Genomic DNA, 25,757 nt, shown 5'->3' on the forward strand with positions numbered 1-25,757 from the left:
TTCCTTCCAGCTTTTGCCTCAGCCTTTTGCAAAGGAGCAATTGTGAACAGCCCTTTGAAGTACTCCCCATTCCGGAATCCGCAACCGTGCGCCACCTGCCAGCACGCTGCACCGGCCTCCGCACTGTGAGCGCAACCCCGCTCAGCCGCCGGGCCCTGTTCAAGGCCGCCGGCCTTGCAGGTGCAGCGGCTGTTTTTCCGCTGGCAGGCTGCGGTTCTGTGCCCAGCAGCCAGAACGGCGTCACCACCCTGCGCTTCATGCAGAACAAGCCCGAGGTGGTGGCCTACTTCAACCAGGTGATCAAGGACTTCGAGGCGCTCAACCCGGACATCCGCGTCATCCAGGACTTCAACGAGGGCAACTTCGTTCCGGGCCTGGTCCGCAACGACCCGCCCGACGTCGTGACCCGCGGCTTCGCCCAGGCCACCGCCGACTTCGTCCGCAAGGGCGTGTTCGCCGACCTGTCGGACCTGCCCGCCGCGGCCACGATCGACCCCAAGATCCAGGACCTGGTCAGCTCGTGGGGACGGTACAACGGGCACGAAACCAGCGCCCTCCCGTTCTCCCTGGCCGCCGCCGGGGTCATCTACAACCGGGACATCTTCGAAGCCCAGGGCGTGTCCGTCCCCACGACGTGGGACGAGTTCGTCGCGGCCTGCGACAAGTTCAAGGCCGCCGGCATCACCCCCATCTACGGCACCTTCAAGGACAACTGGACCCTCGGGCAGGGCATGTTCGACTACGTCGCCGGTGGCGCCCTGGACATCGCCGACTTCTTCGCCAGGCTCACGGGCAAGGGCGCCGCCATCAGCGCGGACGCCGCGGAGTCGTTCACCAGCAACTTCGGCCCGGTCCTGCCCAAAATGCTGGAGCTGGCTTCCTTCTCGCAGAAGGGCGCCACCAGCAAGAACTACGCGGATGGCAATGCTGCGTTCGCCAAGGGCCAAGCGGCGATGTACCTGCAGGGCCCGTGGGCGCTTTCCCAGCTTGTGGCCGCCAACAAGAACGTCAGGCTCGGCAGCTTCCCGCTGCCCGTCACGAACAACCCCGCGGACACCAAGGTTCGGGTGAACGTGGACATGGCCCTGTCCATCACGCGCAACACCCCGAACATGGCGGCGGCGCGGCGGTTCGTCAGCTACCTGCTGGACCCCTCGGTGGTGAACACGTACAACGAGAAGAACGCGGCGTTCTCGCCGCTCAAGAACGCACCCGCCGTCGAGAATCCCCAGATCACCGGCCTCGCCGCCTCGGTGCGGGAGGGGCGGTACTACCAGGGAGCCACCACCTACTTCCCGCCGTCGGTACCGCTGTACAACTACGTCCAGTCCTTCGTGTACGGCAAGAACAGCGAACAGTTCCTTTCCGCCCTCGACGACGAATGGCGCCGGGTCGCCGAGCGCACCGCGGTCTGACCCCACCCCGACTTCAGGAGCCCCAATGACTATTACCTCCCGGGTGGCCCAGACAGCCCGTCCCGCAGGCCGCAAGAACCCAACTTCCGCCTCGGCAAAGACCGGAGCGTTCAGGTCCAAGAACAAGATCGATCCCACGTACTACTGGATGGTGGTGCCGGTCCTGGCACTGTTCGCCTTCTTCATCACCCTGCCGGCACTCGTGGGCGTCTTCTTCAGCCTCACGAACTACGCCGGTTACGGCGACTGGAAGTTCATCGGACTATCCAACTACGTCAACATCTTCAAAGACCCGGCAGTACTGCAGTCCTATATCTTCACGTTCGTCTTCGCCCTGGCCACCACGGTGGTGGTGAACGTCGTGGCGCTGGCCATCGCACTGGGCCTGAACGCCAAGATCAAATGGCGCACCGGGATCCGCACCGTGTTCTTCATTCCCATGGTGCTGTCCGCCCTGATCGTGTCCTTCGTCTTCAACTACCTTTTCTCCAACACCCTGCCGGTGCTGATGGAGCGGCTCGGTTACACACCACTGGCCACGAGCATCCTGGCCAATGAGAACCTCGCCTGGATCGCCATTGTGCTGGTCACGGTGTGGCAGGCGGCCCCCGGTGCCACCATCATTTACCTGGCGGGCCTGCAGAGCGTGCCCTCCGAGGTGTATGAAGCCGCAGACCTGGACGGCGCCGGCAGCTTCCGGCAGTTCCTGAGCCTCACACTGCCGCTCATCCTCGGCTACCTCGTCATCAACGTGATCCTCGGTTTCAAGGGCTTCCTGGGAACCTACGAAATCATCGTGGGCCTCACCGGCGGCGGTCCCGGCATGGCGACGCAGTCGGTGGCAATGCGCATCTTCTCCGGTTTTACGGGCGGGGACTACTCCTACCAGATGGCCAACGCCGTCATCTACTTCCTGATCACCTTGCTGATCTCCGTCATCCAGCTGCGCCTCATCCAGCGCCGGGGGGTTTCTCTCTAATGACCGCATCCACATTCTCCGAGCCGGTGAACCGCACGGCCCCGGCAGCCGGCAGGACCCGCAGGTCCAGCCGTGAAGGCTACAAGATCAACTGGTGGCTTACCGCACTGATGCTGGTGGCGTCCCTGACCGTCCTGCTGCCGCTGTACTTCACTGTGGCGATGGCGCTGAAGTCCCCGGAGCAGATCGGAACGGGCACAGGCCTGGCCTGGCCGAACCCGATGAACTGGGAGAACTTCGCCGCCGCCTATGTGGCAACGAATTTCCCGCGGGCGTTTCTGTCCACCGCCTTTGTCACGGTCTTCAGCGTCCTGGGATCCCTGGTCTGCAGCTCCCTCGTGGCCTACGCCATTGCTCGGAACTGGAACCGGAAATTCTTCCGGGGCTCCTTCGTGTACCTGCTCTCGGCCATGTTCATTCCGTTTCCGGTGATCATCCTGCCGCTGATCAAGCAGACGGCACTCCTCGGCCTGGACAACCCGGGCGGCGTGGTGTTCCTGCACGTGCTCGGCGGCATCTCCTTCAACACGCTGCTGTACATCGCCTTCGTCCGCTCCATCCCGGTGGAGCTGGAGGAATCGGCCCGCATGGACGGTGCCACCACCTGGCAGGTGTTCCGCAAGATCATCTTCCCGCTGCTCGCCCCCATGAACGCCACCGTGGGCATCTTCGCGTTCCTCGGCTCATGGAACGACTTCCTGCTGCCGCAGATGATGATCGCCGACCCCGCCCTGCAGACCCTCCCCGTGGTGCAGATGCTCTTCCAGGGAGAGTTCAACACCAACTACAGCCTCCCTCGCGTTCGCGTCCTACCTGATGGCCATGGCCCCCACATTAGTGGTTTACATCCTTGCCCAGCGTTGGGTACTGTCCGGAGTCATGCGCGGCGCCGTCAAGTAGACCCATCAAACCAGTCCAGCAACAACCCCAACCACAAGAAAAGGATCACCCCTTGTCCACCACCGCCACGCTGGCAACCCTGTCCGATTCCGACCACCTGGCCGATCCGAACTGGTGGCGCCAGGCGTCCGTCTACCAGATCTACCCGCGCAGCTTTTCCGACTCCAACGGTGACGGCCTGGGCGACATCAAGGGCATAACGGCCAAGGTCCCGTACCTGAAGACGCTGGGAATCGACGCCGTCTGGCTCAGCCCCTTCTACCCCTCGGCGCTCGCTGACGGCGGCTACGACGTGGATGACTACCGCAACGTGGACCCGAAGCTCGGCACCCTCGAGGACTTCGACGAGATGGCCAACGCCCTCCACGCCGCCGGCATCAAGCTGATCGCCGACATTGTTCCGAACCACTCGTCCGACCGGCACGAATGGTTCAGGGAAGCCCTCGCCTCCCCGAAGGGTTCCCCGGCGCGGGACCGCTACATCTTCCGGGACGGCAAGGGCCCCAACGGCGAGTTCCCGCCGTCGGACTGGGATTCCGTCTTCGGCGGCCCTGCCTGGGAGCGCATCACCGAACCTGACGGCACCCCCGGCCAGTGGTACATGCACATCTTCGCCAAGGAGCAGCCGGACCTGAACTGGGCCAACCGGGAAATCCGCGATGACTTCCTCAAGACCCTGCGCTTTTGGTCGGACCGGGGCGTGGACGGCTTCCGGGTTGACGTGGCGCACGCCCTGACCAAGGACCTCACCGAACCGCTGCTGTCCAAGCTTGAGCTGAGCGCCGCGAATTCCGGTACGGACGGGTTCGACGACGGGTCGCACCCGTTCTGGGACCGCGACGAGGTGCACGAGGTCTACGCCGAGTGGCGCGAGGTCTTCAACGAGTACAACCCGCCGCGCACCGCCGTCGCCGAGGCCTGGGTGCACGCCACCCGCCGTGCCCGCTACGCCAGCCCCGAGGGCCTGGGCCAGGCGTTCAACTTCGACCTCCTCCAGGCGGACTTCGACGCCGAGGAGTTCCGCGAGATCATCACCCGCAACCTGGCAGAGGCGGCCGCCACCGGCGCCTCCTCCACCTGGGTGTTCTCCAACCACGACGTCGTCCGGCACGCCACCCGCTACGGCCTGCCCAAGGGCTCCAAGGGCAAGCACGCCAAGGGCCAGGACGGCAAGGCCTGGCTGCTGGCCGGCGGACCCGAGGAAGAACTCGACGTCGAACTCGGCCAGCGGCGCGCCCGCGCCGCCACGCTGCTCATGCTCGCGCTACCCGGGTCCGCCTACCTCTACCAGGGCGAGGAACTGGGCCTGCAGGAAGTGGCGGACATCCCCGAGGCCGAACGCCAGGACCCGTCGTTCTTCCGCAACAGGGGAGTGGAAGTGGGCCGCGACGGCTGCCGGGTGCCGCTCCCGTGGTCCGTGGAGGGCACGTCCTTCGGGTTCGGCGACGGCGGCGCACACCTTCCGCAGCCCGACTCGTTCAGCAGCTACGCCGTTGAGGCGCAGGACGGCACCCAGGGCTCCACGCTTGAGCTCTACCGCACGGCGCTGAAGCTCCGCCGCGAGCTGCAGTCCGCCGAAGAGCTGGAATGGATCGAAACCGGAAACCCGGACGTCCTGCACTTCAGCCGTCCCGGCGGCTGGCAGTCCGTGACCAACTTCGGGGACACCGCCGTCAACCTTCCCGCGGGCACGGTGCTGGTGAGCAGCGCCAAGCTGGAAGACGGCAAGCTGCCGGCCAACACCACGGCCTGGCTGCGCTGATCCTATCCGGCTACGCTGGCCGCTGACTGAATAGCACGCCGCTGGCGGATCCCGGTCACAGACCGGGATCCGCCAGCGGCCCCGTTTAACCGCCCTGGGGGGTACCGGGCCAGCCTCTGTGCGTGGCCGGGAACAAGTGAAAGAGTGATGCCATGACTGAACAGACTGCAGTCCCGAACGGCCGGCTGCTTTACGGCTGCATGGGCCTGGGCGGGGACTGGTCGACTGACCCCCACGAAATCACCGACGTCGAAGCCGCGGCTGAGGCCATCGAGGCAGCACTTGACATCGGCGTCACGCTCTTCGACCACGCCGACATCTACCGGCACGGAAAGTCAGAGGCCGTCTTCGGCGAGGTGCTGGCCGGCAGCAGCGGGCTGCGGGAGCGCATCCAGCTGCAGACCAAGTGCGGAATCCGGTTGAACGAGCGGGGGCTGGAGACCCACTACGACCTGAGCCCGGACGCCATCATCGAGCGCGTGAATGGCAGCCTCGAGCGCCTGCGCACCGACTACGTGGATATTCTCCTGCTGCACCGCCCGGATCCCCTGATGGACCCGGCGGAGGTGGCGGCCGCCGTCGGGAAGCTGATGGCGGAAGGGAAGGTGCGGGCGTTGGGGGTGTCCAACATGTCCGCGGCCCAGATCGAGTTCCTGCAGGACAGCCTCGAGACCCCGGTGGTGGCCAACCAGCTGGAACTCAGCCTGCTCAAGCGCGACTGGCTGGAAAGCACGGTGCTGGTGAACCATCCCGATGCCCACGGCTACAGCTTTCCGCACGGGACGCTGGAGTACTGCGCCCGGCAGGGGATCACCCTGCAGGCGTACGGTGCACTGGCCCGCGGCCACTACACCGGCAACCCGCCCGAACGGCCCACACCGGCCGAGAGCGCCACGGCCTCGCTGCTGGCCGAGATGGCCCGGGAGAACGCCACGACGGTCGAGGCTGTGCTCCTGGGATGGCTGATGAAGCACCCGGCCGGGATAGCACCGGTCATCGGCACAGCCAACCCGGACCGCATCCGTGCCTGCGCGGGGGCCTCGCGCGTGGCCCAGAGCATGACCCGCGCCGAGTGGTACCGGCTGTGGGTCACGGCCCGGGGCAGCAACATCCCATAAACCCCAAGTAGGTCGCAGCTGACGGCGTTCTGAGGGCTCAGAACGCCGTCAGCTGCGACCTACTTGGGTTTACAGCCCTAGAGCGGGGCGATCTCCGAGTACGTGGAGGCATCACCCTTCAGGGCCTGGCTCGGCTTGCCGTCCACGCCCACCGGGATGTCCCCGGCGATGGTGACGCGGTTGAGCTTGCGCGGCTGGCCGTCGTAGTTGTCCGGGGCGTAGTGCTGCGTGATCCGGTTGTCGAAGAGCACCAGCTGGTTCGGCTCCCAGTTCACGCGGACCACGTTTTCGGGACGGGTCACGTAAACCTGGAGCAGCCGGATGATGTCCTTGGATTCGGTGTTGGACAGGCCCACGATCCGCAGGCGCTGCGCGAAGCCCCCGATGAACAATCCGCGCTCGCCGGTGAGCGGGTGCACGCGGACCACGGGATGGGCCGTCTCGAACTTGAGCCGGGTGAACTCCTTGCGTCGATCCTCGGCGTTGGCGTGCTCCAGGTTCTTGGGCACGGAGTAGTCGTAGTCGTTGGTGTGGATGGCCCACAGTGTGTCGGCAAAGTTCCGCAGCTCGTCCGGAAGATCGGCGTAGGCGCCGGCGGAGGAAGCGATCAGCGTCTCGCCGCCGTAGGCCGGCAGGTCAATGCTGCGCAGGGTGGACGCCTGCGGCGGGTTGACCACGAACGTGACATCGGTGTGCCAGTTGTTGGCCGACCCGTTCTCGCTGTCCACGGGGAGGACGTTCTCCTCGCCCTCAACCGACGCAACGGTGGGGTGCGCCTTCGTGAGCGGGCCGAAGAGGCTGGCGAACTTCACCTGTGCCTCGTCGGAGAGGATGTTGGCTTCACGGAACACGAGGGCCTTGTGCTCGTTGAGGGCTGCGCGGATCTGTGAAACGGTCTCTGCCGGCAGGTCGCCGCTGAGATCCAGGCCGCGGAGCTCGGCGCCGATGCGGGAGCCCAGCTTGGAGAATTCGAGCTTCGTTTCGGTAATGACAGTCATCGTTCTTTCCTCACTTTTTGCTGCGGATACTTCTGAATCGGGCGTTACTCTGAAGCGGTCAGGAGACCGTTGAACTCGTTGGTGTACAGCTTCTTGGCGTCCAAACCGGACTTGATGATGCCGGCGGACTTCAGGTACTCCTCCCAGCGGGTGAAGTCCTGGTCCTTAATCTCGCCCTTGGCGGGGACGCCGACGCTCTTCCAGTACTGCAGGGCGGCGGGGTTCTCGTTGCGGCCGCGTTCTTTCAGGATCTTGGTGAGCCGGGCAATGACGTCCTTGCGGGGCGTGGCCCGTTCCCACTCGATGGCCTTTGCCACGCCCGTGGTGAAGGTCCGGACCGTGTTGGGGTTCTGGGCGAGGAAGTCTTCCCGGAAGACGTAGGGTCCGCCGGCAAACGTGCCGAACAGGTCGAAGTCGCTGAAGACGGACCGCAGCCCGCCGTTGGCGACGGCCTTGTCCTGCAGGATGCTGCCGAGGGAGCCGGCGTCCACTTGGCCGCGGCGGATGGCTTCCTCCGTGTCGTTCGGCGGAACCACAACGAGCTGGACCTGCTTGATCTCGTCGGCGCTCAGGCCGTTCTTGCGGAGGTAGGTGTTGATGACCGCCTCGGAGTGGGCGCCCAGGGTGTTCACGGCGATCTTCTTGCCGATGAAGTCCCGGGCCGTCTTGATCGGGCTGTCTTCCTTCACGTAAAAGCCGTTGTAGGTTTCGCTGTCCTCGCCGTAGTAGTTGATGACGGCCTTCACCGGAGCCCCGGCCTCCACGAGCTTCACCACGGCGCCGGCAAATGCGCCGCCGAAGTCGGTCTGGCCCGTCGCTGCGGACTGAATGTCCTGGGGGCCGCTGATGGTGTTGCCCACCCAGTTCAGCTTGACGTCGCCCAGGTAGCCGAGGTCCTCCGCCAGCTCGGGAAGGGTCACGCTGTTGGCCCAGCCCTGGTAGCGGAGCTCCTTGACTTCATTGGCGCCGGGCGTTCCAGTGCCGCCTGTGTCATCGCCGGCGGCGCTCCCGCCGCAGCCGGACACCGTCATGGCGATGACGACGGCGGCCGCAGCACTCAGGATGGTCAGGTGTCGTTTCATGGGGGTTCCTTCAGGGGTCTGGTTGGCTGGTACGCCACGTTCGCTCCGGCCGCTGTAACGGCCGATGGATTGATGTAAGCGCACTCGGACGAAGCAGAAAAGTGCCAGGGTCACGGCGGGAAACCGTCGGAAATCCGCGGAAACACGGCGCAACAGCGGGACATGAGGCGCTCCGTTGCGGCGGGTGAATACCCGTGGCACGCGGCAGCAAGAATCCCTGCGATGGGCGGTAGACTGTGGCTTTTGTTCGTATTGGTCTGCCCTGCGGGCCCGATCTGCGTCGCGTATACGGGCGCGCGCCCGATACGGTAGAACCATGACGTCTTCCTCCACAGCCGAGATCACCCGGCAAGAACGCAATATCCCCGCCGAGATCGCCCGCTCGTGGCTGCTTGTCAACGCAATGAAAACCGAGCTTTTCGACCAGTCCGCCGTGTCCCGCGCGGACTCGGTCATCCTGGACATCGAAGACGCCGTGGACCCCTCGCAGAAGGACGCCGCCCGCGAGAACGTCGTGAACTGGCTCTCCGGCGGCGGCCAGGCCTGGGTGCGGATCAACGACGCCACCAGCAAGTTCTGGGCCGACGACCTCGCGGGCCTGCGCGGCACGCCGGGGCTGCTCGGCGTCATGCTGGCCAAGACGGAGTCGGCAGACCAGGTCACCGAAAGCTTCCACCGCATGGACGGCAAGACGCCGGTCATCCCCCTCGTGGAATCCGCGCTCGGCATCGAAGAGGCCAACCACATCGCCAAGGCCCAGGGTGCATTCCGCCTGGCCTTCGGATCCGGCGACTTCCGCCGCGACACCGGCATGGCGAACACCCAGGAGGCCATGGCCTACCCGCGCGCCAAGCTCGTCGTGGCCAGCCGGGTGGGCAACCTGCCGGGCCCCATCGACGGACCCACGGTGGGCACCAACCACCCGATCCTGCGCGAGCAGACCGGCGTCACGGTGATGATGGGCATGACCGGAAAGCTCTGCCTGGCCATTGACCAGACCAGCGTCATCAACGAGGTCATCAGCCCCACGCCGTCGGACGTCGCCTGGGCCACCGACTTCATGGCCGACTTCGAGGCCAACGGCCGCGTCATCCGCGACGGCTCCGACCTGCCCCGCCTCGGCCGCGCAGAGAAGATCATGAAGCTCGCCGTAGCGTTTGGTGTGCAGCCCGCGCTGTAAGCGCCATCAGCAGTACCAGGAGGCCCCGTGACCGATACCCGTTATCTGGTGCACGGGGTCTTTTGGGATGGGCCGCCGGCCGTCTCCGCAGCGTGCGACGGCGGCGGGCCTGTTTTGCGCCTCCAGCACCATTCCGGCGGGTTCAGTGAGATGACGCTCGACGGCGGCACCCGTCTGGGGTTCCGCGTTGCGGACGGCGTCAAGCACTGCCTCGGCCACACCAGGGTCTTCTCCGCGGCCGAGCGCCGGGACGTCACCTGCCCGGACAGTGCCCAGGCGGTCCGGGGCAGCCAGTGTGAGCCCTGCCAGCTGGCCGACGACACCCGGCTGATCCACGACTTCCACCGTGGCGGACGGGTCCCGGCCGGCCTCCGGGACTATCTCATGCAGCCGCACTGGCTCTACGTGGCCACGTTCGCCAACGGTGCCAGCAAGATCGGCACCGCCTCACAGCCGCGCAAATGGAACCGGCTCGCCGAGCAGGGTGCGGTGGTTGCCCGCTACGTCGCACTGGCGGAGGACGGGCGGCTGGTACGCGTCCTGGAGGACCTGGCCACGAGCGAAGCGGGCCTTGCCCAACAGGTGCGCGGCGCGGCGAAGACTGCCGCCCTGACGGACCCGCTCCCCTCCGATGAGCTTGACCTCATCAACCGGCGCCGGGCGGAGGACGTGCGGACCCTGTTGGCGGGCACCGCCGTCGGGGGTTTTGCCGTTCTGGATGAGGAGTGGGTCCGTCCGGCGCAGGCAGCGGCATTGTGCGCGGCCGCTTCCCGGCACGCCTACCCGCACGGGATGCACGGCGGAAGCCACGGCTTCACCCTCAGGGCCCTGTGCGGCAGCCACGGCCTGGCCGGGCTGGACGGCTCGGAGCTGGATTTCGTGGTGAACCTCGGGCTGCTGAAGGGGCGCCTGGTGGAACTAGGGGAGTACAGCTCGGAGGTGCCGGCGGTGCAGGAAGCCCTTTTCTGAAGGCGCACCGTCATGACTGGGTAAACTGGCACGGTGCTGCATCAATTCTGGGCCGCCGCGCCCAAGTCCTACAAAATCCTGGTCTTCGCCGCGATGGGCCTCATCGCCGTCGGCCTGATCCTCAACATCACGGGCAATGTCACCGCCAACCAGGGGCTCATGATCGCGTCCCTGCCGGTGATCGGCCTGGGCCTCGTGCTGCACATGGTCGGTCTGGTGGTCCGCGGCCAAAGGGTCCGGAAGAACATCCCGAAATAGGGGCCCTGCACGCCCGCCCCGATAGGCTTGAACCCATGACTATCAATCCGGACCTGCAGGGACGAAGCTACCCTGCCGCTGAGGTGTACGACGTTGGCCGTGAGAAAATCCGCGAGTTCGCCCGCGCCGTCAAGGCCACCCACCCCGCCCACTTCGATGTTGACGCCGCGCAGGGCCTGGGCCACCCCGACCTCGTGGCCCCGCCCACGTTCGCGATCATTGTCGCGCAGCGCGCCGACGCCCAGCTGATCGAGGATCCGGAGGCCGGCATCGACTTCTCCCGCGTCGTCCACGCGGACCAGCGCTTCACCCACCACCGGCCCATCTTTGCCGGGGACCGGCTCGTGGCGGAACTGCACGTCGACGGCGTACGCGCGATGGGCGGCGGCGCCATGATCACCACGCGCAGCGAGATTTTCGCCCTTGGGGATGGGAACGGACGCGAGCCGGTATCCACCACCAAGTCATCCATCCTGGTCCGCGGAGAGGGACAGTAGCCATGAGCCCCACATTCGAAGAACTTAGCGTCGGCCAGGACATCGGCGGCCGCAGCATCGAGGTGACCCGGCAGGACCTGGTCAAGTACGCCGGCGCCTCGGGCGACTTCAACCCCATCCACTGGAACGAAGCCTTCGCCACGGGCGTCGAGCTTCCCGGCGTCATCGCCCACGGCATGTTCACCATGGGCGCCGCCGTGCAGCTGGTCAGCGACTGGGCCGGTGACCCGGCCGCCGTCGTCGACTACCAGACCCGCTTTACCAAGCCGGTGCTGGTCTCCGACACCACGGGAACCGGCGACGCCGGTGCCGTGATCGACGTCAGCGGCGCGGTGGGTGCGCTGGATGCCGATGCGCGCACCGCGCGCGTGGACCTTACTGTTGTGTTCGACGGTCAGAAGGTCCTCATGAAAGCCCAGGCTCTCGTCCGGTTGGCGTGACGTGATGGTGACCCCTCCAAGGCTTTCTGATCTGACCACGGCCGCCGTCGGCGGTCCCGCCGGCAAATACGTCGAGGCCCGCACCGAGGCAGAGATCATCGGGGCGGTGCGTGCCGCGGACGACGCCGCGGAACAGCTGCTGATCATCGGCGGCGGTTCCAACCTCCTGATTTCCGACGACGGGTTCCCCGGAACCGTCCTGAAGATCGCCTCGGAGGGGTTCACCGTGAACGCCGAGGACTCCTGCGGCGGTGTATCCGTGGTGGTCCAGGCTGGCCATAACTGGGATGCGCTGGTGGAGCACGCCGTGCTCCACGCCTGGTCCGGCATTGAAGCGCTGTCCGGGATCCCCGGCGCCACCGGCGCCACACCGGTGCAGAACGTCGGTGCCTACGGCTCGGACGTTTCGCAGACCATCGCCGCGGTCCGCACCTGGGACCGTGAGCGCAACGCCGTGAAGACCTTCACCAACTCGGAGCTAAAATTCGGGTACCGGGATTCGATCCTCAAGCAGACCACCGTCAACGGCTCTCCGCGCTACGTCGTGCTGACCGTCGAATTCCAGCTGCCGCTGGGCCGCATGAGCGCAGCCCTCCGCTATGCCGAGCTAGCGCGGGTCCTGGGCGTAGAACAGGGCAAGCGCGCCTACTCGAACGACGTGCGCCGGGAGGTCCTGCGGCTGCGCGCGTCCAAGGGCATGGTGCTAGACCCGGCGGACCGCGATACCTACTCCACGGGCTCCTTCTTCACCAACCCGATCGTGCCGTCTTCCGTGGCGGACGGACTGCCCGAAAACGCTCCCCGGTACCCGGGCGGCTCCGATGGCGCGGTCAAACTGTCCGCGGCGTGGCTGATCGACAACGCCGGATTCGGCAAGGGTTTCGGGCTGGAGGACGGGAGCGTCTCCGGCGGCCGGGCCTCGCTGTCCACGAAGCACACCCTGGCCATCACTAACCGCGGCTCGGCCAGCGCCACCGACATGGTGGCGATCGCACGCGAGGTGCGTGCCGGCGTCGTCGGGCGTTTTGGCATCGAACTGCACCCCGAACCGCTCCTGATCGGCCTCTCGCTCTAGGTCTGGCGGCGCCTGCTCCGGTAACCGGCTGCTCCGTTGCGGGTAGCCCTAGGATGGGTCCATGGCAGCAGCGGGGAGGATCCGGGTCACGCCCAAGGTGATGGGCCGGCTGAGGCTGGCGTCGCAGGGCCTGCTGGGGACCGGATTCGCCGGGGTGCCGGAGGCAGTCCGCTCGATGACCGCGATGCAGGCCCAGGATCTCCAGTCGGCGCTGTGGGCCGTGGGTGTCCGAGTTCCCGGCGCAGGCCTGAGCGACGTCCGCCGCGCCTTGGATGACGGGTCCGTGGTCCGGTCGTGGCCCATGCGGGGCACGCTGCACCTGCTGGCTCCCGAGGATCTGCGCTGGATCCTGAACATCACCACGGCCCGGATGATCCAGGGCACGGCCGGCCGGCACCGGCAACTGGAAATCACCGGCAGCGACGTCGAAGCGTGCCGGGACGAAGCCCGCGGTCTTGTCGGAGGCGGGCGGGCCGCCAGCCGGGAGGAACTGTTCGCGGCCTTCGAGGCGGCCGGGCAGCCCACCAAGGCGCAGCGCGGGATTCACCTGCTGTGGATGCTGTGCCAGAGCGCCTCACTGGTGCCCGGGCCGCTGGACGCCAACCAGCAGAAGTTCGTTGCGTTCGACCACTGGATCACAACGTCCCGTGACCTGGGCCGTGAGGAGGGGATCGCCGAGCTGCTGCTGAGGTACCTGCGCAGCCACGGACCGGCCACGCTGCGCGACTTCGCGTGGTGGTCCAGCATTCCGCTGACCGAGGTACGGCGGGCCCTGCCCGAGGTGAGCGGCGAGCTGGTGGAGCTTGAGTACGACGGGACCCAGTTCTGGATGTCACCGGAGGCCGCAGCACTGCTGGACGAGGGCGTGCCGGGACAACGCTCGGTTCTTGCTCTTCCGGGGTTCGATGAGTTTGTCCTCGGCTACACGGACCGGAGCATTGTGCTGCCGCCCGAGCATGCGCAGAAGATCGTTCCTGGCGGCAACGGCGTGTTCAAGAAGGCCGTCGTGGCCGGCGGCGAGGTGACCGGCACCTGGGCGAGGCAGGGGAGCGGGCGGACGGCCGCCGTCGTACCCGTTCCCTTCGATGACTCGAAGCCCCTGGGACTGGCCACCCTGGCGGGCTTGCGCCGGGCAGCCGAAAGGTACGAGAGCTTCCTCGCGTCCTGACGCCCTAGGCCCCACCTGGCCCGGGCGCGGACACAAAACCGGCCCCGCACCGCATGAGCGGCCCGCAGGGGAGCGGGGCCGGTCGTGCGGGGCAGGGCCGGTTGAGTGGCGCGAAGCCCAGTTACAGCGTGCCGGTGGCGATGGTGAGCATGCGGCGCAGCGGTTCGGCAGCACCCCAGAGGAGCTGGTCGCCGACGGTGAAGGCGCTGATGTACTGCGGGCCCATCTCGAGCTTGCGGATGCGCCCCACCGGGATGGTCAGGGTGCCCGAGGCCGCCACGGGGGTCAGGTCGGCCATGGAGGCTTCCTTGGAGTTGGGCACCACCTTGGCCCATTCGTTGTCCTCGTCGAGCAACTTCTCGATCTCGGCAACGGAGAGGTCCTCACGCAGCTTCAGGGTCAGTGCCTGTGAGTGGGAGCGCATGGCTCCGATCCGCACGCAAAGGCCGTCCATGATCACGTGGTTCTCGTCCGATGTGCCCAGGATTTTGTTGGTCTCAACGCCGGCCTTCCACTCCTCCTTGGACTGGCCGTTGCCGAGATCCGCGTCGATCCAGGGGATAAGGGAACCGGCCAGCGGCACACCGAACTGGGTGGCGTCGATTTCGGTGCGCTGGTGGGCCAGCACCTTGCGGTCAATGTCCAAAATGGCCGACGCCGGGTCGTCCAGTTCCGTGCTGACCTCGGCGTTGAGCGTGCCGAACTGGCTGAGCAGTTCGCGCATGTGCCGCGCTCCGCCGCCGGAAGCCGCCTGGTAGGTCATGGACGTGCCCCACTCGACGAGGCCGTTCTTGAAGAGGCCGCCGAGGCCCATCAGCATGCAGGACACGGTGCAGTTGCCGCCGACGAAGTCCTTGGTGCCGTTGGCGAGCCCCTTGTCAATGACGTCCCGGTTGATCGGGTCCAGGACGATGATGGAGTCGTCGTTCATGCGCAGGGTGGAGGCGGCGTCGATCCAGAGGCCGTCCCAGCCGCGGCTGCGCAGTTCGCCGTGGACCTGCTTGGTGTAATCCCCGCCCTGGGCGGTGACAATAATGGGAAGCTTCGCCAGCGTGTCGACGTCGAACGCGTCCTCGAGCTTGCCTGCGCCCTCAGCAAAGGCAGGGGCGGCACCTCCTGCGTTCGAGGTGGAAAAAAATACGGGGTTGATGTTGGCGAAGTCGCCCTCTTCCTGCATGCGCTGCATCAGGACGGAGCCGACCATGCCACGCCAACCGACCAGTCCAACGGACGGAGTAGCTGCTGTAGTCATTGAGCCAGTTTATCTTTGGATTTGGCCGGCCGCAGTCGGTTACGTCACTGCGGATCGGTTACACAAAGTACGACGGCGGCCCGCACCTGCCAGCCGCCACGCCGAGACTCAGTTGAGCTGACGGGGGCTCGGCTCGGGGAGGCCCCGTTCGCGCCGGATCCGCTTGGCTCGGAACTCAGCGACTGCCAGCCGGCTTGCGTAGATGACCCCCGCGAGGCCACCGAATGTCAGGAACAGCGCGCCCCACAGGGGGTCCTGGCCCTGGGAGGTCGGTGCGGCGATGAGCAAAACGGACAGAACCGTGAAGGCGGCGAACACGACAGCCAGCACCACCATTCCGACGGCGGACGTGGCGATCGGTCCGGAGCCTGCCCGGGCGAAGCCGATCTCGTCCCGCGCGTAGCTGTACAAGCGCCCTTCCATGGTGCGGGAAAGCACCCGCTTCTCGCCGGCCGCAAGTGCTTCGTCGTGCCGGGCCCTCATCTCGTCGTCGCGGCGGCGGCCTTCCGCGTCATATCGCATGGATTCAGTCCTGTCGGATGGCACGGATGCGGTCCAGGACTTCGGCGTCGCTCAACCCTGAAACTTCGTCAATGGGCCCGCCGGCAGCGGACGGTTCGTTGTATCCGACCGCCCAGGCGTCGCCGCTGCGCTTGATCAGCAGCTGGCGGCCACCGGTGTCCTCCAGCCGCCGGAGCGTGGCTCCGCCGGCGGGATTGTCTTCGATGTGCTTGCGCACAATGAAGAAGTTGGCTTCGGCCGGGCTGATGTCCGGCCTCTGGGCCATTGCAAACCAGCTGAGGTAGGCGCGGGGCTGCAGCAAGATTCGGTAATCCTCGGATTCGATGGACAGGACGCTGTCGGCGGAATCGGCCGTGAGCAGGGTCAACTGCATCCGGCGCGTTGCGGACGTCAGGGCCCTGGTGACTGCGGCGACCGGGCCTGCCACGGACAGCTCACCGCCGGGCTCCACCGTGGCCGCGCCGCGGGCCACCAGGGAGGAGGCCCCGGCTGACAGGAGCTGGGGCTCCTCGAGTTCGTCCTGCACCCGCAGTGCATGGGCGCTGGCGGTGGCCGCGGGACCCCGCTGAAGGTTGAGCAGGACGACGAGTTCGGCAAAGCCGAAGCCGATCGCGTCAGGGTAAATTTCCCCAGGCGCCGGCGGTGTCGCGGTGATTGTTTCACTCACGGTTGATTCTCCTCAATCTCAAAATCCAAAGAAATCGCCAACTGCCTCGGCGCCGTCGCTGATGGTGTCGCTGACGGCTTCTGCGCCGTCACTGATGACATCTCCTGCGGCCTTGGCACCGTCCCCGATTTTGCCGCCCACCCAGTTCAAAGAGTCCCGGACCATGGGCACGTTGTCATAGAGGGCGGAACCGGCACTGGCCACCATGAACACGGTTCCTACTGGCGGCGGCAGAAATGATGCCACACCCGCAAACGCCTTCGCAGCCGAATAGGCAGTGGCACCGAAGTCGCCCTCCCTGGCGGAGTTTATAGCGTCCAGGGTGTCCAGCCCCACGCCGAGAACCCCGAGGCCCCTGCCAAGTCCTTCAAAGGCCCGGAAGGCCTTGGTGCCTTCAGTGAGGTCGAAGGCCTCGTGCCAGTTCCCCTCAAACAACTGATTCGAGACGTTGAAGAACCCACTGAACTGGTTGGTGGTCTGGAAGGCCTTCCACGCGCCAGCGTCAAAGTAGTCGCCAATACGCGATTTATGCAGCATTGCGGCCATGTCGAACAGTCCCGATCGAAGGCTGGGGAAAGCCTTGATCATGTTGTATGTTTCCCAGCCACCACGGAAGGGGGAGTTTTCACTGTCAGCAAGCCAGTCCGGGCCCCAAAATTCGTCGCCGGGGCGGCCGGAAGCGGACCGGGAGCCAGGCTGGCCGGAGCTGGTGCCTCCAGGAATCGGCCCCCCACCGGAGCCCGGGGCGGCGTCGCTGGCCTTCTCCTGCTCGTTGGCGTTGTCCAGCAGCTTGCGGGATTCGTCCTTGAGAACGCGCACCGTCCGCTGGATAAGAGCCCTGTGGTTGCCGTTCCAGTCCGAACGGAACTTGGTGGCGTCGTTGCCCTTCCAAGAAGGGTTGCTGTTGATCTGGTTGGTCAGATGCAACGACGTCTGCATCAGGTCGTCGGAAACCTTTCCGAACTGCTGCGCGAGTGTGCGAAGCTGCGCGACATCGGCGCCCCACAAATTACCTGACACATCGTCCCCCAAAATCTGACCGTTCCGCACGGCACGGTTTGCTGCTAAGTCCAGCCATCACTCTAGTTCGCGCCCCGGGCCGCCGCGATGGGCAGCACTCCCCATCCGGACGCTACTGGCGGTCGGGCTCCTCCAGCAGCGCGGTCCTGCGGGCGCGCAGGGCAAAGAAGGCGCCGAAGGCGAACACCTGCGTCACCACCACCAGGACGATGACACCGGCGATTTTGTTGCCGCCCAGGATCATCGTGAGCCCGACAATCGCGGACAGCAGGGCAAGCAGCGGCAGCAGCATGTAGCCGAGCACAAAGAGGGTTTCGGGTTTACGCAGCATGTTCTAACCTTCCGAGCGGTTCCACTTGGTGAACCGGTAGCGGGTGCCGTTGGCGCCAGTCAGCCAGCCGTCGGCGGGCACGGATGTCCCTGCCACCCAGCCGTCGCCGAGCTCCGGGGCGAACGTGTCGCCCTCGGCGTCCACATCGATGGTGGTGACCACCGCGACGTTGGCCAGGCCCGTGGACTCCTTGAAAATCTCGCCGCCACCGAGGATCCAGACTGCTTCGCAGCCTGGGGCGAACTGAGATTCCAGCAGGGCGTCATCGAGGGATTTGACGACGACGGCGCCCTCCGCCTCTGGCGAGCTACCCCAGTTCTCCTGCCGGGTGATGACGATGTTGGTCCGGTTGGGCAGCGGACGGTACTTCGCCGGGAAGGACAGCCAGGTCTTGCGGCCCATGATGACGGGATGGCCGGTGGTGACCCTGGTGAAGTGCAACAGGTCCTCGGGCAGGTTCCACGGCATGTCGCCGTCCTTGCCGATGACGCCGGCAGGCGTCTGTGCCCACACGAGTCCGATCCCGGACATTCCCGCGGCGATGTCCTCGCTGAAAGCTCGCGCATCCATAGTGCCCTCCGTGCTCATACGGCGATCGGCGCCTTGATCGTGGGGTGGTGCCGGTAGCCCACCACTTCGAAGTCGTCCAGGGTGTAGTCGAAGATCGATTCCGGCTTGCGGGTGATCTTCAGCTGCGGGTACTCGTACGGTTCCCGCTCCAGCTGCTTCAGGACCTGGTCCATATGGTTGTCGTAGATGTGCACGTCGCCGCCGGTCCAGACGAATTCGCCGGGCTCGAGGCCGGTCTGCTGCGCCAGCATGCAGGTCAGCAGCGAGTAGGAAGCGATGTTGAACGGCACGCCCAGGAACATGTCCGCGGACCGCTGGTACAGCTGGCAGGAGAGCTTGCCGTCCGCGACGTAAAACTGGAAAAACGCATGGCAGGGCGGCAGTGCCATGTCCTTGAGTTCGCTCACGTTCCAGGCCGAGACGATGTGCCGGCGCGAGTCCGGGTTCGACTTCAGGCTCTCCACGAGCTCAGCGATCTGGTCGATGTGACCGCCGTCCGGCGTGGGCCAGCTCCGCCACTGCACGCCGTAGACCGGCCCGAGTTCACCCTCGGCATCGGCCCACTCGTTCCAGATGGTCACGCCCTGGTCCTGCATCCACTTCACATTGGAGTCGCCGCGGAGGAACCACAGCAGCTCGACGGCAACGGATTTGAAGTGCACCCGCTTGGTGGTGATCAGCGGGAAGCTTTCGCCCAGATCAAAGCGGATCTGGCGGCCGAAAACGCTGCTGGTTCCGGTGCCGGTGCGGTCTGATTTGTGCGTGCCGGTGGCCATGACGTCGCGCAGAAGGTCTTCATAGGGCGTTGGGGTGCTCACTCGTCCAGTCTATTCGACTGACCTATTCCAACGAGCCAGGGCCGCGGCGCCGCTGCAGACCAACACGGACCAGCGCAAGAAGCTCCTCATCGGGCAGTCCCGCCTTGGCTCCGGCCTGGATGAGACGTTCGACGGCGGCACCCAGTTCCGCTCCGACCGCGCCGGAACCGGACGCACCGGAGCCGGGCGCGGCGGAGCCGGGCGCCCCGGCGTCCGGGGAACCGTAAGCCGGAAGCCCGACGACGACGGTTCCGTTCCTGCGCCGGGTCTCGATCAGCCCGGACTGTTCGAGTTCCCTGTACGCCCGGGCGACGGTCCCGGCGGCAAGCCCCAGGTCTGCTGCGAGGCTGCGGACTGCCGGTAGCCGCGTCCCGGCTGTGAGCCCGCCCGCGGCGACCAGCGCGCTGACCTGCAGCCGGATTTGCTCGTACGGGGGAGTGGGGGAGCCCAGGTCCACCGAAATGCCGGCTGTCATCGCGCAGGTTCCACCGGGGCGCGCCGGGCGGCCGGCGCGCCCCTCGGGCCGAAAGTGGTCACACGGATCAGGGAGAGCAGCACGGCGGCTGCCACCAGCACGTACCCGGCGGCGGCTGCCGTCGCTTCCCACCATTCCGCCGGGACCGTCTGAGTTTCCAGCAGCGCCCCCCATGCCCGGCTTGCCGAAATCAGCAGGCCGCCCGCCTGTGCCAGCAGGAACGCGGCCAGAATCCGCACGATCCTGTTGAGCGTGACAGCGCGCAGCGCTGCGTCCAGTCCGTCATCCGACGTGACGATGCCGCGGCGCCGGCGAACGGCTTGGGTGGCGGGCACCGCCGTGACGGCGACGGCGGCAGTGGCCGCCGCCGTCGGAATCCAGCCCGGGGCCACCGGTGTTCCGGACGGAAGCGTTGCTTCTCCGACGGCGGTCATCACAATCACGACTGCCAGCAGCAGCAGGCCAACGATCGCAGCGGTGAGGAGGGCGGGCGCCACCGGCTGGACGGGCCAGCCGCGGACTGCCGCGGCGGCGCCGTAATTCCGTTCGAGGAGCAGCTCGCCGGCCAGGATGGCCAGCAGGACGCACGCGGCCATAACAGCTGAGATCACGGTGGCACGGGCCGGATTGGTGGAGCCCAGAAAGAGCAGGACTGCCATCGCCGGCGCCACCGCGGCCAGTCCGAGGAGGGCGCCGAGGGACACGGTGAGCACTGCGGCGGGATGCTTCTCGCTGCGGAGGTTCCGGACGTTTTTCCGGCCGGAAGACGAAGGCCGGCGGACCGGGACCTCGGGGGCCCGGAAACTGGCCAGCTTTGGCGGCTGCCACAGCCACATCACGAACAGCACCACGGGGGCCACCAGCCCGACAGGGTTGGTCCATGAGGTGGCAGTTGCCGGCTCCGGACGGGAGGCAAAGTTGCTGGCGATGGCAGCAAGCCCGGCGGCAACAGTGGAGACAGTCCGTAGCAGGCGGTTCATCGCAATCGTGCGGAGAAGCGCGTTGTCTCCGGCGTCCAGTGCTTCCAGCTGTCGGCGGCGGGAAATCAGCCACAACACCAGAACGGTACCTGCCGCGAGCAGAAGCAGCCCGGTAGCCAGGCAGGCCGCCAGTTCTGTGCCGGGAATCCGTCCGTCATGGAAGAAGGTGGGGCCGGTAGTGCCGTTCGGCGGGGTAACGGGCGGCACCGGACGGAACGCCGGTTGCATGGCTGCCCATGCGATGGTTCCGGCGGACGCGGCGAAAATGCCGAGCGTGGTCCATGCGAGCTTCCACGGAAGAAAGTCCCTGACACGCCGGACGGACAGGGTTGCCAGCCGGCGCGAACCCCGGGGACCCGGATAGCTGAGCTGGCCCAGCGCATGGACACCGAGGCAACCGACTACCGGCCAGGCCAGCGCCTCGAGGATGTCGGAGGGCTGCTGCAGCGACGGCGTATGGGGGTTGAGGAAAATGATGCCGGCGTTTGCTGCTCCCTGCAGGGTGCTGGCCAGCCAGCCGATGACGCCGACCCAGAGCGCATGGTCTGAAATGGACTTGGGCGAGGTACCGCCGCCCGGCGCCCAGACAACCCAGCGCAATAACCCGTAAATGCCCACTGCGGCTAGCAGCGGTCCGAGCAGCGCCATGGGCGGCAACTCAAACTGTATTGGCATCAGATCCCCCAATGATCCCCAAAAGCGCCTGATCCCGAAGCGCCATCTTTGTACCAAGTATTTGATACAAAGACGGCGGGGTCAAGGTGGATGCCTGGACGGTGGTGGAGACTCAGTCGTCGAAGGGCTTGAACTGCTCCACCGAGACGATCCTGCTCTTGCTGCCTTGCGCCACGTGGCAGATGATCATTTCCCCGGGGGCGAGATATGGATCCGCCACCGGTAGCAGGCCCTTGAGCCGCGGGGTCATGTAACCGGCGAGCTGGCCCAGCACGGTGGGGAGGGCCGGCCGGTGCGTGCACAGCACCACTGCACGCTGCTTGTCGAACAATGCGTCAACGACGGCAGCAGTCTTTTTGGGGTTGCGGGCATGCCGGTGCTCCGTGAGCGCATCTACCAGTTTCACCTTGGCGTCCGAAGACTTGACGTAGGGGGCGATGGTCGCCACGCAGCGCAGCCACGGGCTGCTGACCACGCGCAGCGGCTTCCACGCCTTCAGCAGCCGGTGCACGGCCTGGGCCTGGCGTATACCGGTGGCGGCCAGGGGCCGTTCGCCTTCCGCCTTGGTCCACGATGATCGCGGTTTGGCCTTGGCATGGCGCACGATGACGAGCGGCCAGGTCTGCAGTTCCTTGCGGGCGTGGGCCGCCGCCAGGTATTCCAGCGGCGCCCGGTCTGACGGGTTGGACAGCAGCGCAGCCGCACGCTCCGGCGCGCACCACATGACGCTGTCCACTTCCTTGCCGTCGGGGCGCAGGGAATTGCCGGTGACCTCAACGGCCCAGTAGTGCACAACCTTCAGCCCGGCGGAGACATGGTAATGGATGGGCGGGAGCGGGATGCCCAGCGGTGCCACGAGGCCGATCTCCTCCTCCACCTCGCGGACGGCGCATTCGGGCACAGTTTCGCCGCGGTCAAGCTTGCCCTTGGGCCAGGACCAGTCGTCGTACCGTGGCCGGTGGATCAGGAGGACCTCCAGCTGGTCCTTCTTGACGCGCCAAGGCAGGGCGCCGGCGGCCGTGACGGCGACCGCCTCGCCCGGGTGATCGGTCTGATCCGCTATGGGTGAGTCGCTGCTCTTCAAAGGCCGGGTTCCTACCGCCGGACGACGGCGCGCTGCCGGGAGCGTGATGCCAGGAGCCAGGACTGGACATCGTCCAGCTTGCTGCCATCGTCGCCGATGTGGTGGCGGGTCCACTCGCCGTCGTTGTCAAGGTGCCAGCTGGACGTCTCTGGGTCCATGTACCGGCGCATCAGGTCCAGGACGTAGGCGGTGTCCTCGCCGCCGGACAGCTGCACCAGCGCCTCCACCCGGCGGTCCAGGTTGCGGTGCATCATGTCTGCGGAGCCGATGTACACCACGGGGTCGCCCCCGTTGCTGAAGGCGAACACGCGCGAGTGTTCAAGGAAGCGGCCAAGAATGGAGCGGACCGTGATGTTCTCGCTCAGCCCGGGGATGCCGGGGCGCAGGGAGCAGATGCCGCGGACAATGACGTCCACCTTCACGCCTGCCTGGGAAGCGCGGTACAGGGAATCGATGATGGACTCATCCACCATGGAGTTGACCTTGATCTGCACTCGCGCTGGGATGCCTGCGCGGGCATTGCGGATTTCGGCTTCGATCCTGTCGATCAGTCCCGAACGCACGGACCGGGGGGCCACCAGGAGCCGCTTGAAGGTCGACTTGGGGGCGTACCCGGACAGCTGGTTGAACAGTTTGGACAGGTCCTCGCCCACCTGCTCGTTCGCGGTCAGGAGCCCGAGGTCCTCGTAGTAGCGCGCGGTGCGCGGGTGGTAGTTGCCGGTTCCGATGTGGCAGTAGCGGCGCAGCCCGTCCACCTCCTGGCGGACCACGAGGGAGAGCTTGCAGTGGGTCTTCAGGCCCACGATGCCGTAGACCACGTGGACGCCGGCCTGCTCCAGCTTGCGGGCCCAGGAGATGTTCGCCTGCTCGTCGAAGCGGGCCTTGATCTCCACGAGGGCCAGCACCTGCTTGCCCGCCTCGGCAGCGTCGATCAGGGCGTCGACAATGGGGGAGTCGCCCGAGGTGCGGTACAGGGTCTGCTTGATGGCCTGCACCTTGGGGTCCGCCGCCGCCTGTTCCAGGAACGCCTGGACGGACGTGGAGAACGAATCATACGGGTGGTGCAGCAGGATGTCCCGGCGGCGCATCGCGGCGAAGACGTTCGCGGCCTTGGACGTCTCGGACTCGTTCAGGTACCGCGAGGTGTGGGCCACGTGCTTGGGATAGCGCAGGTCCGCGCGGTCGATGTTGCCGATCACGGACAAACCGCGCAGGTCCAAGGGCGCCGGAACGGAGTAGACCTCCGACTCGTCCACACCAAGCTCACGGATCAGCAGGGCGCGAATGTTCGGGTTGATGTCGTTGGTGACCTCGAGCCTGACGGGCGGGCCAAACCGGCGGCGCAGCAGTTCCTTTTCAAGCGCCTGCAGGAGGTTCTCGGCGTCGTCCTCTTCCACCTCGACGTCCTCGTTGCGGGTCACACGGAAGGTGTGGTGCTCCAGGACCTCCATGCCGGCGAAGAGCTGGTCCAGGTGGACGGCGATGACTTCCTCGAGGGCGATGAACCGTGCCACGCGGCCGGGCACCGTGCCGGCCCGGGGACCGTCGATGGAGATCAGGCGGGGCAGCTGGTCCGGCACCTTGACGCGGGCGAACAGCTCCTTGTCACTGACCGGGTTCCGGACCACCACGGCCAGGTTCAGGGAAAGGCCCGAGATGTAGGGGAAGGGGTGGGCGGGGTCCACGGCCAGCGGAGTGAGGATGGGGAAGACCTTCTCCGCGAACATGGCGCTGAGCCGGTGCCGGGCTTCGTCGTCGAGCTCGTCCCAGTGCATGAGGTGGATGTGCTCATAGGCCAGGGCCGGCCGGATCTGTTCCGCGTAGACCTGGGCGTGACGCTGCTGCAGGCGGTGGGCGGCCTCGCCGATCTGTTCCAGGACCTGGACGGGGCTCAGGCCGGCCGGGGACGGGACGGCGAGTCCCGTGGCGATGCGGCGCTTCAGGCCGGCCACACGGACCATGAAGAATTCATCGAGGTTGGACGCGAAGATCGAGAGGAAGTTGACGCGCTCCAGCAGGTACAGGTTGGGGTCTTCTGCCAGTTCGAGAACCCGGGAGTTGAACGCGAGCCAGCTCAGCTCGCGGTCCAGGAACCGGTCCGGGCTGATCTCGCCGTCCGGCTCCAGGATGGCTGCGAACTCAGGGATGTCGATGCGGTCCTGCGTGGCGCGGGAGGCCGGCACTTCTGAGGAGCCGAACCGGGCGCGCACAGGGGCAACCTTGATTTCGGTGGTGGCTGTTCCGGCGGATTCCGGTTGCATGCGCTCTCCTTGAGTACTGGCGGGTTTAGTTTCAACCTTACAAGCATTCACGGGTCCGAGACCCGAAGATTTCGGGACGGCTGGATCAGGCGTCAAAGAGCCGATTAACGCCCCTCAACCGGCCCGTACATCACATCCATATCCCAGCGCGTGAAGCCCAGCCGCCGGTACAGCGAGACGGCCGGAGTGTTGTCCGCATCCGTGTACAGCATGACGGCGTGCAGGCCCTGCTGCTGGAGGTGCCGGATCCCGGCGATGGTCAGCGCCTTGCCCAGGCCCATGCCCTGGGCGGCGGGCGTGACGCCCACCACGTACACCTCACCGATGGCAGGGTGTGTCCCGTGCCGCGGATGCACTTTGGTCCAGTGGTAGCCCAGCAGCCGCCCGTCCCGGCCCTCCGCCAGCAGGAAGCCGGCGGGGTCGAACCAGGGTTCTTCCATCCGGGCCTGCAGGTCGGCCCTGGTCAGGGATCCTTGCTCCGGGTGGTGCGCGAAAGCCTCACGGTTGGCTACGAGCCAGGCCTCTTCGTCTTTGCCCGGCACGAAGGCGCGGATCGAGACGCCGTCCGGAAGGCCGAAGTCGGGCAGGTCAGCGGCGGCGGTGGTGAGCCGCATCTTCCACAGTTCCCGAACCGGGCCATAGCCATACCGGGCCGCCAGGTCCGCGGCGGCCTCATGGTTGCCGTGCGACCAGGCCTTGAGCCCGTCCAGGCCGCGCGAGGACTTGAGCGTGCTGACGAGCCGGTCTGCCACGCCCTGGTTCCGATAGCTGGGGTGCACTGCGATTTCCACCACGCCTGTCCCGTCCGGCTCCTCGACGACCACGGCGAAACCGGCCAGGTCCTGTGCCGTGGCGGGGTCCGACTCCTCGTCCTGGGCGTAGAGGGCAAGGGTCAGCAGCGTGTGCGGGCCCGTGTCCGCCGCGCGCATGGTCACGAGGGTCTGTTCGGAAATGGGCGGATTGCCGTCCGATTCCTCAGCGGCGGCCAGCAGGGCGCGGACATCCCGCAGCGGCTCTTCATCCACGCCGCCCTTGATGACAAGGACGGGCCATTTCTCCGGGTGCGCAGGACTCATGCTGTAAGGCTATACGGACGCCACCCGGGCACGCCCGATTTGGAACAGGCCGTGGCGCCCCGTATAGTCGTTACCTCAGCCGGCATTCATGGCAGGTTGCGAGGGGGATCCACCACTGGGGTGGCCTCGATACGTTCGACCCGTATGTCCTCCACTCATAACTGGAAATACAGAACGGCCCGGCT

25 protein-coding genes and 1 pseudogene are annotated in these 25,757 nt (G+C 66.4%); 12 read left to right on the forward strand and 14 right to left on the reverse strand.

Features of this window, described 5'->3' with window-relative positions; translation table 11 throughout:
• Positions 1 to 125: 125 nt before the first annotated feature.
• From J7I85_RS03540 to J7I85_RS03560, 5 genes and pseudogenes are all read left to right on the forward strand, one after another.
• A complete protein-coding gene (locus J7I85_RS03540; RefSeq protein ID WP_214846624.1) occupies positions 126 to 1,415 on the forward strand; it encodes an extracellular solute-binding protein in 1,290 nt (429 codons plus the stop codon).
• Positions 1,416 to 1,440: 25 nt separating this feature from the next.
• A complete protein-coding gene (locus J7I85_RS03545; protein WP_214846626.1) occupies positions 1,441 to 2,394 on the forward strand; it encodes a carbohydrate ABC transporter permease in 954 nt (317 codons plus the stop codon).
• Positions 2,394 to 3,294: pseudogene (locus J7I85_RS03550) on the forward strand (carbohydrate ABC transporter permease). Before J7I85_RS03545 ends, J7I85_RS03550 begins: the two are co-directional and overlap by 1 nt.
• Before the next feature lie 52 nt (positions 3,295 to 3,346).
• Positions 3,347 to 5,056, forward strand: coding sequence for a glycoside hydrolase family 13 protein (locus J7I85_RS03555; protein WP_214846628.1), 1,710 nt, complete (start codon positions 3,347 to 3,349; stop codon positions 5,054 to 5,056).
• A gap of 152 nt (positions 5,057 to 5,208) precedes the next feature.
• Entirely contained in the window at positions 5,209 to 6,174 is a 966-nt protein-coding gene (locus tag J7I85_RS03560; RefSeq protein WP_214846631.1) for an aldo/keto reductase family oxidoreductase, read from the forward strand.
• Positions 6,175 to 6,251: 77 nt separating this feature from the next.
• Here the strand turns inward: J7I85_RS03560 and J7I85_RS03565 are convergent, their stop codons facing one another.
• A complete protein-coding gene (locus J7I85_RS03565; protein WP_214846639.1) occupies positions 6,252 to 7,172 on the reverse strand; it encodes a TauD/TfdA family dioxygenase in 921 nt (306 codons plus the stop codon).
• 44 nt (positions 7,173 to 7,216) lie between these two features.
• Positions 7,217 to 8,254: an ABC transporter substrate-binding protein gene (locus tag J7I85_RS03570; protein ID WP_214846641.1), complete on the reverse strand. Its 1,038-nt coding sequence runs from the start codon at positions 8,252 to 8,254 to the stop codon at positions 7,217 to 7,219.
• Positions 8,255 to 8,570: 316 nt separating this feature from the next.
• On the opposite strand from J7I85_RS03570, the gene J7I85_RS03575 reads away from it, so the two are divergent.
• The 7 genes from J7I85_RS03575 (at position 8,571) to J7I85_RS03605 (ending at position 13,841) form a co-directional block, all read left to right on the forward strand.
• Positions 8,571 to 9,434, forward strand: a complete 864-nt coding sequence (locus J7I85_RS03575) for a CoA ester lyase (protein ID WP_214846650.1) — start codon at positions 8,571 to 8,573, stop codon at positions 9,432 to 9,434.
• A 27-nt stretch (positions 9,435 to 9,461) separates the two neighbouring features.
• Complete coding sequence (locus tag J7I85_RS03580; protein WP_214846652.1) at positions 9,462 to 10,403, forward strand: DUF2797 domain-containing protein; 942 nt, start codon at positions 9,462 to 9,464, stop codon at positions 10,401 to 10,403.
• Positions 10,404 to 10,436: 33 nt separating this feature from the next.
• The gene (locus J7I85_RS03585; RefSeq protein ID WP_214846654.1) at positions 10,437 to 10,661 is read left to right on the forward strand and encodes a DUF3188 domain-containing protein; all 225 of its coding nucleotides are present in this window, start codon (positions 10,437 to 10,439) and stop codon (positions 10,659 to 10,661) included.
• Positions 10,662 to 10,696: 35 nt separating this feature from the next.
• Positions 10,697 to 11,158, forward strand: a complete 462-nt coding sequence (locus J7I85_RS03590; protein ID WP_214846656.1) for a MaoC family dehydratase N-terminal domain-containing protein — start codon at positions 10,697 to 10,699, stop codon at positions 11,156 to 11,158.
• Between the two features lie 2 nt (positions 11,159 to 11,160).
• Positions 11,161 to 11,598 carry a MaoC family dehydratase gene (locus J7I85_RS03595; protein ID WP_214846658.1) on the forward strand — a complete coding sequence of 146 codons (438 nt, stop codon included), beginning with the start codon at positions 11,161 to 11,163 and terminating at the stop codon, positions 11,596 to 11,598.
• A 7-nt stretch (positions 11,599 to 11,605) separates the two neighbouring features.
• On the forward strand, positions 11,606 to 12,673 hold the full coding sequence (locus tag J7I85_RS03600) for a UDP-N-acetylmuramate dehydrogenase (protein ID WP_214846750.1): 1,068 nt from the start codon (positions 11,606 to 11,608) through the stop codon (positions 12,671 to 12,673).
• Positions 12,674 to 12,734: 61 nt separating this feature from the next.
• Positions 12,735 to 13,841, forward strand: coding sequence for a winged helix DNA-binding domain-containing protein (locus tag J7I85_RS03605; protein ID WP_214846660.1), 1,107 nt, complete (start codon positions 12,735 to 12,737; stop codon positions 13,839 to 13,841).
• 121 nt (positions 13,842 to 13,962) lie between these two features.
• Here the strand turns inward: J7I85_RS03605 and asd are convergent, their stop codons facing one another.
• The 12 genes from asd to mshD all read right to left on the reverse strand — a co-directional run bounded on the left by asd (position 13,963) and on the right by mshD (position 25,572).
• A complete protein-coding gene (gene asd / locus J7I85_RS03610) occupies positions 13,963 to 15,093 on the reverse strand; it encodes an aspartate-semialdehyde dehydrogenase (RefSeq protein WP_214846662.1) in 1,131 nt (376 codons plus the stop codon).
• Between the two features lie 108 nt (positions 15,094 to 15,201).
• A complete protein-coding gene (locus J7I85_RS03615) occupies positions 15,202 to 15,615 on the reverse strand; it encodes a hypothetical protein (protein WP_214846664.1) in 414 nt (137 codons plus the stop codon).
• Between the two features lie 4 nt (positions 15,616 to 15,619).
• On the reverse strand, positions 15,620 to 16,282 hold the full coding sequence (locus J7I85_RS03620) for a hypothetical protein (protein ID WP_214846666.1): 663 nt from the start codon (positions 16,280 to 16,282) through the stop codon (positions 15,620 to 15,622).
• An 18-nt stretch (positions 16,283 to 16,300) separates the two neighbouring features.
• Entirely contained in the window at positions 16,301 to 17,302 is a 1,002-nt protein-coding gene (locus tag J7I85_RS03625; RefSeq protein ID WP_308159381.1) for a hypothetical protein, read from the reverse strand.
• Between the two features lie 112 nt (positions 17,303 to 17,414).
• Positions 17,415 to 17,633, reverse strand: coding sequence for an NF038396 family protein (locus J7I85_RS03630; protein ID WP_214846668.1), 219 nt, complete (start codon positions 17,631 to 17,633; stop codon positions 17,415 to 17,417).
• A gap of 3 nt (positions 17,634 to 17,636) precedes the next feature.
• Positions 17,637 to 18,221: a dihydrofolate reductase gene (locus J7I85_RS03635; protein WP_214846670.1), complete on the reverse strand. Its 585-nt coding sequence runs from the start codon at positions 18,219 to 18,221 to the stop codon at positions 17,637 to 17,639.
• Positions 18,218 to 19,021: a thymidylate synthase gene (locus J7I85_RS03640; protein WP_214846678.1), complete on the reverse strand. Its 804-nt coding sequence runs from the start codon at positions 19,019 to 19,021 to the stop codon at positions 18,218 to 18,220. The genes J7I85_RS03635 and J7I85_RS03640 overlap by 4 nt, the downstream gene beginning before the upstream one ends.
• Before the next feature lie 22 nt (positions 19,022 to 19,043).
• Positions 19,044 to 19,496 carry a GntR family transcriptional regulator gene (locus J7I85_RS03645; RefSeq protein ID WP_214846680.1) on the reverse strand — a complete coding sequence of 151 codons (453 nt, stop codon included), beginning with the start codon at positions 19,494 to 19,496 and terminating at the stop codon, positions 19,044 to 19,046.
• Positions 19,493 to 21,151, reverse strand: coding sequence for a hypothetical protein (locus J7I85_RS03650; protein WP_214846682.1), 1,659 nt, complete (start codon positions 21,149 to 21,151; stop codon positions 19,493 to 19,495). The genes J7I85_RS03645 and J7I85_RS03650 overlap by 4 nt, the downstream gene beginning before the upstream one ends.
• A gap of 112 nt (positions 21,152 to 21,263) precedes the next feature.
• Positions 21,264 to 22,235: an NUDIX hydrolase gene (locus J7I85_RS03655; protein ID WP_214846684.1), complete on the reverse strand. Its 972-nt coding sequence runs from the start codon at positions 22,233 to 22,235 to the stop codon at positions 21,264 to 21,266.
• Positions 22,236 to 22,246: 11 nt separating this feature from the next.
• On the reverse strand, positions 22,247 to 24,496 hold the full coding sequence (locus J7I85_RS03660) for an RNA degradosome polyphosphate kinase (protein WP_214846686.1): 2,250 nt from the start codon (positions 24,494 to 24,496) through the stop codon (positions 22,247 to 22,249).
• Between the two features lie 104 nt (positions 24,497 to 24,600).
• Positions 24,601 to 25,572 carry a mycothiol synthase gene (gene mshD / locus J7I85_RS03665; protein WP_214846688.1) on the reverse strand — a complete coding sequence of 324 codons (972 nt, stop codon included), beginning with the start codon at positions 25,570 to 25,572 and terminating at the stop codon, positions 24,601 to 24,603.
• Between the last annotated feature and the right edge of the window lie 185 nt (positions 25,573 to 25,757).

Origin of the sequence: Arthrobacter sp. ISL-65 (assembly GCF_018613795.1) — a bacterium.
Classification (GTDB): domain Bacteria; phylum Actinomycetota; class Actinomycetes; order Actinomycetales; family Micrococcaceae; genus Arthrobacter.

Excerpts from the sequence above, each read along its gene's own strand:
- J7I85_RS03545 (WP_214846626.1), top strand. The coding sequence starts at position 1,441 with ATGACTATTACCTCCCGGGTGGCCCAGACAGCCCGTCCCGCAGGCCGC.
- J7I85_RS03560 (WP_214846631.1), top strand. The coding sequence starts at position 5,209 with ATGACTGAACAGACTGCAGTCCCGAACGGCCGGCTGCTTTACGGCTGC.
- J7I85_RS03565 (WP_214846639.1), bottom strand. The coding sequence starts at position 7,172 with ATGACTGTCATTACCGAAACGAAGCTCGAATTCTCCAAGCTGGGCTCC.
- J7I85_RS03570 (WP_214846641.1), bottom strand. The coding sequence starts at position 8,254 with ATGAAACGACACCTGACCATCCTGAGTGCTGCGGCCGCCGTCGTCATC.
- J7I85_RS03575 (WP_214846650.1), top strand. The coding sequence starts at position 8,571 with ATGACGTCTTCCTCCACAGCCGAGATCACCCGGCAAGAACGCAATATC.
- J7I85_RS03590 (WP_214846656.1), top strand. The coding sequence starts at position 10,697 with ATGACTATCAATCCGGACCTGCAGGGACGAAGCTACCCTGCCGCTGAG.
- J7I85_RS03595 (WP_214846658.1), top strand. The coding sequence starts at position 11,161 with ATGAGCCCCACATTCGAAGAACTTAGCGTCGGCCAGGACATCGGCGGC.
- J7I85_RS03605 (WP_214846660.1), top strand. The coding sequence starts at position 12,735 with ATGGCAGCAGCGGGGAGGATCCGGGTCACGCCCAAGGTGATGGGCCGG.
- asd (WP_214846662.1), bottom strand. The coding sequence starts at position 15,093 with ATGACTACAGCAGCTACTCCGTCCGTTGGACTGGTCGGTTGGCGTGGC.
- J7I85_RS03615 (WP_214846664.1), bottom strand. The coding sequence starts at position 15,615 with ATGCGATATGACGCGGAAGGCCGCCGCCGCGACGACGAGATGAGGGCC.
- J7I85_RS03630 (WP_214846668.1), bottom strand. The coding sequence starts at position 17,633 with ATGCTGCGTAAACCCGAAACCCTCTTTGTGCTCGGCTACATGCTGCTG.
- J7I85_RS03635 (WP_214846670.1), bottom strand. The coding sequence starts at position 18,221 with ATGAGCACGGAGGGCACTATGGATGCGCGAGCTTTCAGCGAGGACATC.
- J7I85_RS03645 (WP_214846680.1), bottom strand. The coding sequence starts at position 19,496 with ATGACAGCCGGCATTTCGGTGGACCTGGGCTCCCCCACTCCCCCGTAC.
- J7I85_RS03650 (WP_214846682.1), bottom strand. The coding sequence starts at position 21,151 with ATGCCAATACAGTTTGAGTTGCCGCCCATGGCGCTGCTCGGACCGCTG.
- J7I85_RS03660 (WP_214846686.1), bottom strand. The coding sequence starts at position 24,496 with ATGCAACCGGAATCCGCCGGAACAGCCACCACCGAAATCAAGGTTGCC.
- mshD (WP_214846688.1), bottom strand. The coding sequence starts at position 25,572 with ATGAGTCCTGCGCACCCGGAGAAATGGCCCGTCCTTGTCATCAAGGGC.